This window comes from Sporosarcina sp. ANT_H38, from assembly GCF_008369195.1.
Lineage (GTDB): Bacteria > Bacillota > Bacilli > Bacillales_A > Planococcaceae > Sporosarcina.
In genome coordinates this window covers 1,066,294-1,079,152 of sequence record NZ_VOBC01000001.1, presented here as the reverse complement: position 1 = coordinate 1,079,152, position 12,859 = coordinate 1,066,294, and the positions used below count along the sequence as shown (strand labels likewise).

13 protein-coding genes are annotated in these 12,859 nt (G+C 38.3%); 8 read left to right on the top strand and 5 right to left on the bottom strand.

Annotation, left to right across the window (positions count from 1 at the left end):
• The first annotated feature begins 164 nt into the window (after positions 1-164).
• The 6 genes from speD (at position 165) to nspC (ending at position 6,715) form a co-directional block, all read left to right on the top strand.
• A complete protein-coding gene (gene speD, locus FQ087_RS04950; RefSeq protein ID WP_255452146.1) occupies positions 165-995 on the top strand; it encodes an adenosylmethionine decarboxylase in 831 nt (276 codons plus the stop codon).
• 44 nt (positions 996-1,039) lie between these two features.
• On the top strand, positions 1,040-2,467 hold the full coding sequence (locus FQ087_RS04945; protein WP_255452275.1) for an aminotransferase class I/II-fold pyridoxal phosphate-dependent enzyme: 1,428 nt from the start codon (positions 1,040-1,042) through the stop codon (positions 2,465-2,467).
• Positions 2,464-3,315 (top strand): polyamine aminopropyltransferase, encoded by an 852-nt coding sequence (gene speE / locus FQ087_RS04940; protein ID WP_149579413.1) that lies wholly within the window; start codon positions 2,464-2,466, stop codon positions 3,313-3,315. Before FQ087_RS04945 ends, speE begins: the two co-directional genes overlap by 4 nt.
• Positions 3,305-4,150: an agmatinase gene (gene speB, locus FQ087_RS04935; protein WP_188006636.1), complete on the top strand. Its 846-nt coding sequence runs from the start codon at positions 3,305-3,307 to the stop codon at positions 4,148-4,150. The genes speE and speB overlap by 11 nt, the downstream gene beginning before the upstream one ends.
• A gap of 215 nt (positions 4,151-4,365) precedes the next feature.
• Entirely contained in the window at positions 4,366-5,565 is a 1,200-nt protein-coding gene (locus FQ087_RS04930) for a saccharopine dehydrogenase family protein (protein WP_149579412.1), read from the top strand.
• A gap of 13 nt (positions 5,566-5,578) precedes the next feature.
• Positions 5,579-6,715, top strand: coding sequence for a carboxynorspermidine decarboxylase (nspC, locus tag FQ087_RS04925; RefSeq protein ID WP_149579411.1), 1,137 nt, complete (start codon positions 5,579-5,581; stop codon positions 6,713-6,715).
• Between the two features lie 50 nt (positions 6,716-6,765).
• Here nspC and FQ087_RS04920 read toward each other — a convergent pair whose 3' ends face one another.
• The 4 genes from FQ087_RS04920 to FQ087_RS04905 all read right to left on the bottom strand — a co-directional run bounded on the left by FQ087_RS04920 (position 6,766) and on the right by FQ087_RS04905 (position 10,909).
• Complete coding sequence (locus tag FQ087_RS04920; protein WP_188006720.1) at positions 6,766-7,518, bottom strand: 3D domain-containing protein; 753 nt, start codon at positions 7,516-7,518, stop codon at positions 6,766-6,768.
• Between the two features lie 363 nt (positions 7,519-7,881).
• A complete protein-coding gene (locus FQ087_RS04915; RefSeq protein WP_149579410.1) occupies positions 7,882-8,664 on the bottom strand; it encodes a Cof-type HAD-IIB family hydrolase in 783 nt (260 codons plus the stop codon).
• Between the two features lie 263 nt (positions 8,665-8,927).
• A complete protein-coding gene (gene ptsP, locus FQ087_RS04910; RefSeq protein WP_149579409.1) occupies positions 8,928-10,643 on the bottom strand; it encodes a phosphoenolpyruvate--protein phosphotransferase in 1,716 nt (571 codons plus the stop codon).
• A complete protein-coding gene (locus tag FQ087_RS04905) occupies positions 10,643-10,909 on the bottom strand; it encodes a phosphocarrier protein HPr (RefSeq protein ID WP_149579408.1) in 267 nt (88 codons plus the stop codon). Before FQ087_RS04905 ends, ptsP begins: the two co-directional genes overlap by 1 nt.
• A gap of 541 nt (positions 10,910-11,450) precedes the next feature.
• Here FQ087_RS04905 and FQ087_RS04900 point away from each other — a divergent pair.
• Both FQ087_RS04900 and FQ087_RS04895 read left to right on the top strand, forming a co-directional pair.
• Positions 11,451-11,873: a DUF4395 domain-containing protein gene (locus FQ087_RS04900; protein WP_149579407.1), complete on the top strand. Its 423-nt coding sequence runs from the start codon at positions 11,451-11,453 to the stop codon at positions 11,871-11,873.
• 139 nt (positions 11,874-12,012) lie between these two features.
• Positions 12,013-12,168, top strand: a complete 156-nt coding sequence (locus FQ087_RS04895; RefSeq protein WP_149579406.1) for a DUF1540 domain-containing protein — start codon at positions 12,013-12,015, stop codon at positions 12,166-12,168.
• Between the two features lie 212 nt (positions 12,169-12,380).
• On the opposite strand, the gene FQ087_RS04890 is transcribed toward FQ087_RS04895, so the two are convergent.
• A complete protein-coding gene (locus tag FQ087_RS04890) occupies positions 12,381-12,857 on the bottom strand; it encodes a helical membrane plugin domain-containing protein (protein ID WP_149579405.1) in 477 nt (158 codons plus the stop codon).
• Positions 12,858-12,859: the final 2 nt, after the last annotated feature.

Genomic DNA, 12,859 nt, shown 5'->3' with positions numbered 1-12,859 from the left:
AAGGAGTAACTGAAGCCCTAAGACTGTTGGTGAAGCAACCTGACCTTGGACAGGGAACATCCCCTAGCATCGTAACAAATTTAGTGGAATTCTTTACTTCAACTTATCTAGATTATATTATATAGACTATGGAATGTTATACTTTATATTAAGATTTGTTTTACATGAAAGGCGTGATGGTAGGGTTGGAAAATAAGCTGAAGCTTTATGGCTTTAACAACCTCACAAAGACTCTTAGCTTCAACATCTATGATGTTTGCTATGCGAAAAGTGAGCGGGAGCAAAGTGAATATATTGCTTATATTGATGAGCAATATAATTCCGATAGATTAACCAGTATTCTGTACGAAGTGACAGAAATAATTGGGGCACATGTCTTGAATGTCAGTAAACAGGATTACGATCCACAAGGTGCTAGTGTGACGATTCTTATTTCGGAGGAAGCCTTTCCTATCGCATTGATTGATGAATCTTGTAATCAAGGTGAACGTACTATTTTGGCTACTCGTAAAACGGTCGTCGGGCATCTGGATAAAAGTCATGTTACCGTCCACACATATCCGGAATATCATCCTGATAATTCGATCGCTACTTTTCGAGTCGATATTGATGTTTCTACGTGTGGCACAATTTCCCCGTTGAATGCACTCGATTATCTAATTGGAAGTTTCGACTCAGACATTATTACGACTGATTACCGAGTACGTGGATTTACACGCAATATGGAAGGTGAAAAGCTGTATATAGATCATTCGATTGAGTCCATTCGGGATTATATTGATAGCCATACATTGCTGAAATACGATTGGAAAGATATCAATGTACACCAATCTAATATTTTTCATACAAAACTACTTATTAAAGACATAAACCTACAGGACTATTTGTTCAATACGGATGTCTCAGAGCTACCTCTTTTTGAAAGACTCGAAATCACAACGAAGTTACGCAAAGAGATGACGGAAATTTTCAACGGTTCTAATCTAGAAGAATGAGGGGTGATTACGTGACAAATCTTTTGCAGCATAATGCCCCTATCATGGAGGCGCTGAATAAATACAAATCAATGCGCGTCGTCCCTTTCGATGTTCCCGGTCATAAACGCGGAAGAGGAAATCCAGAACTAGCTTCATTTTTAGGAGAACAGGCTTTAGCTATGGATGTCAATTCCATGAAGCCACTCGATAATCTATGCCACCCTGTTTCAGTTATTAAAGAGGCAGAAGAATTAGCAGCCGAGGCATTTAATGCCAAGTACGCCTTTTTCATGGTAAACGGAACAACATCTGCTGTGCAGGCAATGATCATGACTGCTTGCAAAGCCGGGGATAAAATCATCATGCCCCGCAATGTACATCGCAGTGCCATCAATGCCCTCATTTTAAGTGGTGCTGTTCCCATCTATGTTAATCCAGGTGTACATAGTGAACTTGGTATTGCTTTAGGGATGTCTGTAAAAGATGTGGAGCAAGCCATCTTGGAGAATACGGATGCCAAGGCTATTCTCATAAACAACCCTACCTATTATGGGATTTGTTCGAACTTGCAAGCTCTTACAGATCTTGCACATCAACATGATATGCTCGTACTTGTCGATGAAGCACATGGTACACATTTTTACTTTGGAGAAAACCTTCCCGCTTCTGCTATGTCAGTTGGTGCTGATATGGCATCCGTTAGTATGCACAAATCTGGTGGTTCATTGACACAAAGCTCTTTCCTGTTGATAAACAATGACGTCAGTGAAGGCTATACGAGACAGATTATCAATTTGACGCAAACGACAAGCGGTTCTTATTTACTACTGTCTTCTTTAGATATTTCGAGAAGAAGTTTAGCACTTAATGGAAAAGATATATTTCGTAAAGTGACTGAAATGGCGCTCTATACAAGGAATGAGATTAATAGAATTGGCGGGTATTACGCCTATTCAAAAGAACTTCTGAATGGCGATACAATTTTCGACTTTGATGAAACTAAGCTTTCAGTAGATACTCGTGAAATTGGCTTGGCAGGTATTGAAGTCTACGATATTCTTCGAGACGAATATGACATTCAAATTGAATTTGGTGATATCGGTAATATCCTGGCCTATATATCTGTCGGTGATAGGCATCTAGATTTAGAACGGTTGGTAGCAGCACTCGCTGAAATAAAACGCCGCTATTCTAAGGATAAAAACAGCGTTTTCATCCATGAATATATTCGCCCGCAAGTTGCTTTCACGCCGCAAGAAGCCTTTTATGCACCTAAACAAAAGTTGCCCATTTCGGAGAGCGCAGGATATATTTCTAGTGAATTCGTAATGTGTTACCCCCCTGGTATCCCAATTCTTGCGCCAGGTGAACGAATTACAGAAGAGATTTTGGATTTCATTCAATACTCTAAGGATAAAGGCTGTTTCTTAACAGGTACTGAGGACAGCGACATTGCAAATATTAATGTGTTAAAGGAGTTGGTGGAATGAATTTATGGTATACAGAAAATCATTCGCCTAATGTCCGTTTTTCAGTGGAAGTGGAAGAGCACCTTTACACTGGTAAAAGTGATTTCCAAAAAATCGACATTTTACAAACATCGGAGTTTGGCCGTGTTCTCACACTTGATGGACTCGTAATGTGTACTGAGAAAGATGAATTTATTTATCACGAAATGATTACACATGTAGCAATGGCAACCAATCCAACTATAAAAAAAGTACTAGTTATTGGGGCTGGTGATGGTGGTACAATCCGTGAATTGACTGCTTACCCAACTATCGAACAAATCGACATGGTCGAAATTGATAAAATGGTTGTCGATGTCTGCAGGGAGTATTTACCGCAGACAGCTTCAAAGTTAGATGATCCGAGGGTTAATCTGTACTTTGAAGACGGTCTAAAGTTTGTTCGTAGAATCGAAAATGACTATGATTTGATCATTGTGGACTCGACAGATCCATTCGGTCCAGGTGAAGGGCTATTCACAAAAGAATTTTACGGCAACTGCTATAAGGCGCTAAAAGAAGATGGGATTCTTGTGAATCAACATGAAAGTCCCTTTTACGCTGAAGATGCGCTTGGTATGAGGAAAGCACATCAAAAAATTGTAGGCTTCTTCCCTGTTTGTAAAGTTTATCAGTTTCATATGCCGACTTACCCATCCGGTCACTGGTTGTTTGGTTTTGCGTCGAAGAAATATGACCCTATTCAAGATTTGGATGCAGCAGCATGGAATGACCTTGACTTAAAAACAAGGTATTACAATACAGACATTCATGTTGGTTCATTTGCACTTCCGAACTATGTAAAGGAGCAATTAAAAGATGTTGAATAGAAATGTTGAAACGTTTATTGGCTGTGACAATGAGTACGAAGAATCGAAAATCGTTATTTTCGGGGCTCCTTTTGACTCTACAACTTCTTTCCGTCCTGGAACACGCTTCGCCAGCAAGGCAATGCGCGGTGAATCGTTTGGAATTGAGACGTATAGTCCCTATCAGGATAAAGACTTAGAGGATATAGCTGTATTTGACGGTGGAGATTTGGAATTAAGTTTTGGGAACACGTCAAGAGCTTTAGGACAAATTGAAGATTTTACAACTCGAATTTTAGAAGATGGCAAAATTCCCTGTATGATTGGCGGCGAACATCTGGTGACACTCGGTGCAATGAGAGCTGTTGCTAAAAAACATCCTGACCTACATGTGATCCAGTTTGATGCACATGCAGATTTACGTGAGGATTATCTTGGTGAAACACTTTCTCATGCCACCGTTATTCACAGAGTTTGGGACTTGCTCGGAGACGACAAAATATTCCAATTCGGTATCCGCTCTGGAGACCGTAGTGAATTTCAATGGGGTAAAGACCATGTCTTTACAAACAAGTTTAACTTCGACGGGTTAGAAGAAATCGTTGAAAAACTTAAAGGGAAACCGGTTTATTTAACTATTGATTTGGATGTCCTAGACCCTTCTGTATTTCCTGGGACAGGTACACCTGAAGCCGGCGGAGTCAGCTTTATGGAATTACTGAATGCAATGTTAAAAGTAAGCGGCCTTAACATTGTTGCTTGCGACGTAAATGAGCTGTCTCCTATTTACGATCAAAGTGGTGTTTCTACAGCTGTAGCATGTAAAGTACTACGTGAATTGTTGTTAGCCATTTAAATAGGTGCCAGTAACTGGCACCGGAGTTGGTTTGAATAATTTCTGCGTACTTCGCAGAAATTATTCAATTAATGCCCAGTGGTTATTTCATTCAGGTTAAAGGATACTTCGTCTAACCTTGGCGAAAGGTATCCCCTAGTGCTGAAGCGTATTCAACGTTATTCTTCATTTCAACTTATAAAACTAAAAAACTATATTATAGGCGGGTGTTCATTATGGGAAAAGCTTTAATTATTGGTGCTGGTGGAGTTGCAGGAGTAGTTGTTCACAAATGTTGTCAGGTTCCTGACGTATTCGAAGAAATCTGTATCGCAAGCCGCACAGTTTCTAAATGTGATGCGTTAAAAGAAAAATTAGACGGCGGCCGTACTAAAATTCAAACGGCTCAAGTAGATGCTGACAATGTTGAAGAACTGGTTGAACTAATTAACAAATTCCAACCGGATATCGTTATTAACGTTGCATTGCCATACCAGGATTTAACGATTATGGATGCATGTCTTGCTACTGGCGTTGACTATGTCGATACAGCAAACTATGAGCCCCTTGACGAAGCTAAGTTTGAATATAGCTGGCAATGGGCGTACAGAGAACGTTTTGAAAAAGCAGGCATTACTGCCCTACTTGGAAGTGGCTTTGATCCGGGAGTTACAGGTGTCTTCTCTGCGCATGCACTAAAACATCACTTTGATGAAATTCATACAATCGATATTGTGGACGCAAATGCTGGCGATCATGGCTATCCGTTCGCTACAAACTTTAACCCTGAAATTAACATCCGTGAAATCACGGCTAATGGAAGCTACTTTGAAAATGGAGAGTTCATCGAAACTGAACCATTATCAATTAAACGTGTCTATGATCTTCCAGAAATCGGTCCAAAAGATGTATATTTATTACATCACGAGGAATTGGAGTCTCTTGCTCTCAACATTACAGGTATCAAAAAGATTCGTTTCTGGATGACGTTCTCAGAGAACTATTTGAATCACTTAAAAGTGCTTGAAAACATTGGTATGACTTCTATTGAACCGATTATTTTCGAAGGCAAAGAAATTGTTCCACTACAATTCTTGAAAGCGATCTTACCAGACCCATCTTCACTTGGACCTAGAACTGTAGGAAAAACGAATATCGGCTGTATTTTCCAAGGTATTAAAGACGGCGAAGAGAAAACGTATTATGTTTATAATGTTTGTGATCATCAAGAATGTTATGCAGAGGTCGGTTCACAAGCGATTTCTTATACAACAGGTGTACCTGCAATGATCGGTGCTATGCTTGTGATGACTGGTAAATGGAAGAATCCTGGCGTGCACAATATCGAAGAGTTCAATCCAGATCCATTCATGGAAGCTCTCAACAAATACGGTCTTCCATGGCAGGAAAGCTTCAATCCTGAATTGATTGACTGAGGAGGATTTGAAATTGAATATTGACTTGAACACACTCCCCTCCCCCTGCTATGTAGTGGATGAAGGGTTGCTTATTAAAAACTTGGAAAAAATGAAGTCTGTTATTGAACGGACGGGCTGTAAGATTCTACTTGCTCAAAAAGGATTTTCGATGTTCTCAGTTTATCCGTTAATTGGAGAATACTTGAATGGCGTAACTTCTAGTTCCCTACACGAAGCGAGACTGGGCTATGAAGAAATGGGCAAGGAAGTTCACACCTATGCTCCCGCTTTTTCTGAAACTGAGTTTGATGAGATTCTTTCCTATTCAGATCACATTGTCTTTAATTCTTTTCAACAATATAATCAGTTCAAAGAAAAAATCAAAAGTAATCCAAAGCAAATAGAAATCGGACTTCGCATTAATCCTGAGTACTCCGAAATCGAAGTCGATATGTACAATCCTTGTTTTTCGCATTCAAGATTTGGCGTTACGCTTGAGAATTTTGAAGCTGACCAACTTGAAGGTGTCGATGGCTTACATTTCCATACAATGTGCGAACAAAACTCTGATACACTGGAGCGCACTGTGCAAGTTGTCGATGAAAAGTTTGGTAAATACATTAAAAATATGAAGTGGATCAATTTCGGCGGTGGACATCATATCACGAGGCCCGACTATGATATCGAAACTCTAATCCGTTCGATACTGTTTATGAAAAATAAATACGGTGTTCAAGTGTATTTAGAGCCTGGTGAAGCTGTCGCATTGAATACTGGCTATCTTGTTGCAACTGTTTTGGACACCCTCCACAACGGTATGCCAATCGCTATTTTAGATACTTCTGCAGCATGTCATATGCCTGATGTACTTGAGATGCCTTATCGACCTGAAATCATTGGTGCAGGAATGCCGAACGAAAAGGCTTATACTTATCGTTTTGGTGGACCGACTTGTCTAGCGGGTGACGTTATTGGCGATTATTCGTTTGATGAGCCTTTAAAGCCTGGCGATAAACTTGTCTTTTGTGATATGGGCCACTACTCGATGGTGAAAAACAATACATTTAATGGTGTTAACTTACCTTCTATCGTCTTAAATACCGTTAATGATGGTATTCAAGTAATTAAACAATTTGGATACGACGATTTTAGAAGTCGTTTATCTTAATCTGAATGAAGAGCCTGTGCAAAAACACTATTTTTGCACAGGTTTCTTTATTAATTGAGTACTTTAAGTTTCACTTTTTTGACTCCCCACTCCATTGCATTATTATAAGAAGGAATGAAGACATCGATTTTATTTCCTTTAATAGCCCCTCCTGTATCGCCAGCAATTGCTTCTCCATAACCTTCCACCCATACTTTTGTACCGAGAGGAATAACCTTTGGATCCACTGCTATTACTTTCTGATTTGGATTAGAACGTAAGTCAATACCATAAGCGGTAGTTCCTGAGCAGCCAGTACAGTAGGCCGTATATGCTGTTGCTGTAACAAACATCTCTTTCCCTTCACTTACAGGCGGTTCCGACGGCTTTGGCGATAATACAGCCGTAACAGTAGCTGGCTCTGATTCAACTATTTCGATTTCTTCTCCATTTCCGGTGACAATTAATACATCCCCTGGGTGAATCAAGTCCCCTCTAACGTCGTTCCAACTCAAGAGAGAGGCCAAGGATATATTATGTTTAAGTGCAATTCGGTACAAAGTATCTCCTTCGGCCACCGTATAACTTTGTGGTTCCGGAATTAACTCCACTGGCGGATAAACTACGCTCAATTCCTTATCTAGCACTTCCTGAAAAGGTACATTCCTATCTTCAGCTCCAACCAGCGTTGATTCTACTTCGTTTGCAAGAGTTTGTGAAAACGATATTTCCTCTCCACTTGCTAGGGCATGTGAAAGAGTTGAGGCATAAGATACTGAATAATTAGAAAGTGCGAAAAGCGTGGCTAATAAAAATATTTTCATTTTCAACAAAATTCTCCTCCTTCATATACAAATACGACAGCTTATCCTAATCTGCAATCGTTAATTTGTTTCAAACAAGTATTGCCCCGAATCTCTGAAAAACAAACATTCAAATTAAATAAAAAGAAACCAAGTTTCCAAACAACTAAAATTTGTTTTAAAAACATGGCATCATTAACTATTTAGTTACAGTGACTAATCACATAATTTGTGAGATAAAAAAATTCAGTACAAATGAAAACAAAAATCAGCCATTCATAAGAATGGCTGATTTTTGTTTTCACGTCTGAACTCCGAGTGGCAGGCTGCCTGCACTTTGGTTCCTGTATACAATTATAATAGCTCTAATACGTCGGCATACGGTTAAGATAGTAATCCTACCATTTGCAACCCGTAAGCTATTCCGTCTTCACCGACGTCTTTCGTAACATATCTTGCAACATTTTTTACTTCCTGAGGTGCATTTCCCATCGCTACACTATGTCCAGCATATTGAAGCATTTCAATGTCATTTAAATTATCTCCAAAAGCATAGACTTGATCTTTCGTAAACCCTTTCTTTTCAATGAACTTTTCAATCCCCTTCGCTTTAGAGCCACCAAGTGGAAGTACATCCATCGCATATTCATGCCAACGAATAAAGTTCAAATTTTGTAAATTACTTCGATATAATGATTCTTCATTCTCTTTACAATACAACAGCGTTTGATAAATTTCTGTATCGTGATAGTAAGTAGCATCCATACCTATTTGAGTAGTGTCAATATGAAGAGCAGTGAGGGATTCTTCTATTTCAGAATGGTAGCCAGAGGTAGATTTCATAAATTGAGCGCCCATATAAATAAGAGGGTGATTATGTGATGTAGAAAAACTCGATAAATGAGTTAACAATTCTCTATCCATAGGGTTCTTATAAATAACTTCATTTTCTATTTCAACATATTGACCATTAAAACATATGAATGAATCAATTTCTAATTCCTTTCTTAAATCATTAATAAAGTAAGGAGCACGACCCGTAGCAAAGGCTACTTCATGTCCTGCTTCTTTTAAAGATTTAACCGCTTCCTTCGCAGAAGCAGGTAATTTCTTATCGTGGTCTAAAAGAGTCCCGTCAATATCAAACATAATCATTTTTTTAGTCATTTTATTTCCCCCATTACAGAATGAATTCATATTTTTAATTTAATTCCAAAGTTCGTTATATTTTACAATATAATTGGAGAATCATTGAGAAGTAATTTAGATAATCATCTATAAATGAAATGCTGTAGAATTGAAAACTTTGTTGAAGCTTGACACAAGAGTATTTTCAATAAATGCATAAAGGCAACATCCCAAAACGATTAACACCGCTCTAGGATGCTGCTATTTTATGTTTACTCTTTTAGTTTATTATTCCATGGAATTTATAAGTTGCAGCGGTTCATAACCGCTTGAACTACATCTTCAGCTGTTGACATCTGTAGGGCTTCATTCGCAAGCTCTACCACGTCGCTCTTGTTCAATTGCAGAATTTGTGCGCGGGCCTTCAAAATAGATGTGGCACTCATTGAAAATTCATCGAGACCTAAGCCTACCAATAAAGGAATAGCGATTTCATCCCCCGCCATTTCTCCACACATGCCAGTCCATTTTCCTTCATTATGCGATGCGTCAATTACCATCTTGACCAACCGTAGAATTGCTGGATTATAAGGCTGATATAAATAGGCAACGCGTTCATTCATGCGATCAGCAGCCATCGTATATTGGATTAAATCATTTGTACCGATACTAAAAAAGTCTACTTCTTTCGCAAACTGATCTGCTAAAATTGCAGTAGATGGGATTTCTACCATTATGCCAACCTCAATGTTATCTGCAACATGTATGTTAGAAGATAGTAGATCTTGTTTAACCTCTTCTAAAATGCCTTTCGCGCGACGAAATTCATCCAAGGTTGCAATCATTGGGAACATAATCTTTAAATTGCCAAATGAACTCGCTCTTAAGAGAGCTCTTAATTGCGTCCGGAAAATATCTTGCTCTTCTAAACATAACCGAATAGCTCGAAGACCTAGGAATGGATTCATTTCTTTAGGGAGATTTAAATATGGAAGTTCCTTATCCCCACCAATATCAAGGGTCCGCACTACTACTGGTTTACCAGTCATATCCTGAAGGACCTTCTTATAAGCATTAAACTGTTCTTCTTCGGTGGGAAGTTGAGCTTTACCCATATACAAAAATTCAGTTCTGTAAAGTCCGACACCTTCCCCACCATTTTTGATAACTCCCTCTAAATCTTCTGGTGTGCCAATATTTGCAGCCAATTCTACATGGTGTCCATCAGCAGTGGTTGTTTTTTCATCCACTAACTTTGCCCATTCCACCTTTTGCTGCTCATACTTCAATTGTACTTTTTCATATGTAGCAATGACATCAGAAGTAGGATTAATAAGAACCTCTCCTTTAAAACCATCGACAATGATGATGTCACCATCCTGAATAAGCTTTGTCGCTTCCTTCGTTCCTACAACCGCAGGTATTTCCAAAGTTCGCGCCATAATCGCTGAGTGTGAAGTTTTCCCGCCAATATTTGTAGTAAAACCTTTTACAAATTCACGATTTAACTGAGCTGTGTCTGATGGTGTTAAATCTTCAGCGATAATAATTACCTTTTCAGTAATCATGCTTGGATTCATAATTGCAACATTTAGCAAATGTGACAGCAAGCGTTTTGCAACATCACGAATGTCTGCTGCCCGTTCTCTCATATATTCATTATCCATTTGTTCAAACATCATAATAAACATATCTGACGTTTCTTTGAGTGCATATTCAGCATTCACAAGATCAGTTTTAATTTTTTCTTCAATTGAAGTAAGTAGCTCCGGATCAAGCAATACTAATATATGTGCGTCAAAGATAGCAGCTTCTTCTGCACCTAGTTCTTTATTAGCAGTATCACGAATCGATTCCAATTCACTTTTCGAAATAGAGATAGCAGATTGTAGACGTGCAAGTTCTTCTGGAATATCTTCAATCGTTTTTTTTCTAAAAGATAAATCTGGCTCAACAAAACGATATGCTTTTGCGATCGCAATTCCATTTGAAGCAGAAATTCCATGAAGTAGGCTCATTAGTTAGTCAATCCTCCGTTTATTAGCGCTTCTTCAAGTGCATTTAGTGCATCTTGTTCGTCTATTCCATTGGCACTAATTATAAATTCTTCATCTATACCGATTCCTAAAGACATTACGCCCAATATTGATTTTAAATTGACGTTATTCCCCTTGTGAATCAAGGTTACATCGGATTTGAATTTGGTTGCAGTACTTACTAATATCGATGCAGGTCGTGCATGAATTCCCTGCGCATCCGTAACTGTAAATTGTTTTTCAACCATTTTAATCGGCCCCTTTAATAATAAATAAATACTTACTTAACTAGCTTATCATTTTGACTCAGGATAGAAAAGAACATTCAACCCGAAAACCTCCATATTGACCATTTTATTAAATGTTTCTGGTCCTTTGTCTACCTGCAATCGAAGAGTTATCATCGGTTTCACTCTACCTAATACTCATAAAAGTATATAAAGTAATGTTTCAAATTTCCCCACGTCTGATGATTAACCATTTTCTTGCATAACATACTGATAAGCTAGGCGCAAAAGTCTTCATTTGGACGAATGCGTTTCCGGCTCACTTTCGGCTAAAATAATCACGACAGTTTTATCATGTTGTTTTGTCGTTAGCATTGGCTAATTAAAACTAGTGATTTTTTTCATCAATAACAAAATTAAACCACTCAAAAACACTAGAATTGCAACATGAAATTAGCCTATAGTCAGTGATGCTCCACATACTAATTCGCTTTACTGGTATACATTTACACGGATTAAACATATAATTAATTAAAATCCAATTAGAATAGTAGGGTATATAATGAAAACAATTCCTAAACCTTTAGTCCTCGCGAATCAATGGACAATTTTCCTATCTGTAATTATTGCACTTCTGACACAATCGGCTTGGATACTACTCATTCCACTAATCGCAAACCTTTCTAGTTTAGTGACGGGATTCCATCCTATTTTAATATTCGTTAAACGATTTTTAACTAAGCCTGCTAATCAATATCCCCAAGAAGACTACGCACAATTAAGATTTAACCAATGCTTGGCAGTTGGATTTCTTTTCACCGCAAGTGTAAGTTCTTTAATGCATTGGTCTATATTATTTAATGCCACTACAATCATGGTTGGTTTAGCTGCACTCATCGCAATTCTTGGGTTCTGTGTAGGCTGTTTCATCCGCTTTCAATATCAACAATGGCATTTTCGACGAAAAAACTCTAATATGCAATAAACACAGATTAGTACTGGTCTTTTATGTACAAAGCTTATTTTCATTGCTAATGTATTTGTAACGTTATGTTGCTTTGTTAAAATATAAAGTATCAATCCCCTCGATGTTGTTCATCATAACAAAAAGGAGGTGTGATACTATGTCTCAAGTAATTCTTTGTGAAGTGAATAACTGTAAGTATTGGGGTCCCGGAAACAAATGTAAGGCGAGTTCTATTTATGTAGTAAGCAAAAAAGGTAAACAGGCAACGAGTAGTGAAGAAACAGATTGTAAAACATTCGCGCCAAGAGATTGAGATGTACCTGGTTCCAGACTAACATTTAATATGTTGAGTCCTTGTAACTAAAATGGTCGAGTTCAAAAACAGCCATGAACTGTTTTTGAACTCGGCATCTTATTTTCGCTTTTGAAATTTTATTATATCGTACAGTATCTAACTCTAACATGTCGATTTCACGTCTAGGCTACAACGCTTGTCGAGGCTGAACACGCGCTGAAGCTTTTGTTCTATTTCAACTCTTTTCCCATACCTTTCAAAAAATCCAACCCGAATTTTACAGCACGGTTTATATCGGTATCGTTTAATGCAGTCATCAACTGAAAAATACTTACTTTTTGCCCGTTTCCCCCATAAAGTTCTGCTTCGTTAAGCCCCCTTTTGACGCTAGCACCAAGCCTAGCAGTTACATCAGGGTCAATTGAAGCAATCACTCCTGATGCATTTAGCACATGGTTGATAATATTGACCATGGGCTCACGGGACGCTTGATCAACCGCAATTTGGGCGATATCATCCTTCGCTTTAACCATTGCCTTCAACGCGTCAAAAACTCCCGCACCATCCAATTCTCCAGTGATTTCAAATATTTTATTAAGGGCCTGGTCTTGCTCAGCAATCAATGACTGCAACTCCCCTAATTTCTTCTGTTTGAGTTCTTCTGGTGTCAGTTCTGTCTTTTTAATAGAAGTTATCGGTACTGCCATCA

Bases quoted from the DNA above. Each gene is read 5' to 3' on its own strand.
- FQ087_RS04915 (WP_149579410.1), bottom strand. From the start codon at position 8,664: ATGACTAAAAAAATGATTATGTTTGATATTGACGGGACTCTTTTAGAC.
- FQ087_RS04945 (WP_255452275.1), top strand. From the start codon at position 1,040: ATGGAGGCGCTGAATAAATACAAATCAATGCGCGTCGTCCCTTTCGAT.
- FQ087_RS04900 (WP_149579407.1), top strand. From the start codon at position 11,451: ATGAAAACAATTCCTAAACCTTTAGTCCTCGCGAATCAATGGACAATT.
- ptsP (WP_149579409.1), bottom strand. From the start codon at position 10,643: ATGAGCCTACTTCATGGAATTTCTGCTTCAAATGGAATTGCGATCGCA.
- speE (WP_149579413.1), top strand. From the start codon at position 2,464: ATGAATTTATGGTATACAGAAAATCATTCGCCTAATGTCCGTTTTTCA.
- speB (WP_188006636.1), top strand. From the start codon at position 3,305: ATGTTGAATAGAAATGTTGAAACGTTTATTGGCTGTGACAATGAGTAC.
- FQ087_RS04895 (WP_149579406.1), top strand. From the start codon at position 12,013: ATGTCTCAAGTAATTCTTTGTGAAGTGAATAACTGTAAGTATTGGGGT.
- FQ087_RS04905 (WP_149579408.1), bottom strand. From the start codon at position 10,909: ATGGTTGAAAAACAATTTACAGTTACGGATGCGCAGGGAATTCATGCA.
- FQ087_RS04930 (WP_149579412.1), top strand. From the start codon at position 4,366: ATGGGAAAAGCTTTAATTATTGGTGCTGGTGGAGTTGCAGGAGTAGTT.
- speD (WP_255452146.1), top strand. From the start codon at position 165: ATGAAAGGCGTGATGGTAGGGTTGGAAAATAAGCTGAAGCTTTATGGC.
- FQ087_RS04890 (WP_149579405.1), bottom strand. From the start codon at position 12,857: ATGGCAGTACCGATAACTTCTATTAAAAAGACAGAACTGACACCAGAA.
- FQ087_RS04920 (WP_188006720.1), bottom strand. From the start codon at position 7,518: ATGAAAATATTTTTATTAGCCACGCTTTTCGCACTTTCTAATTATTCA.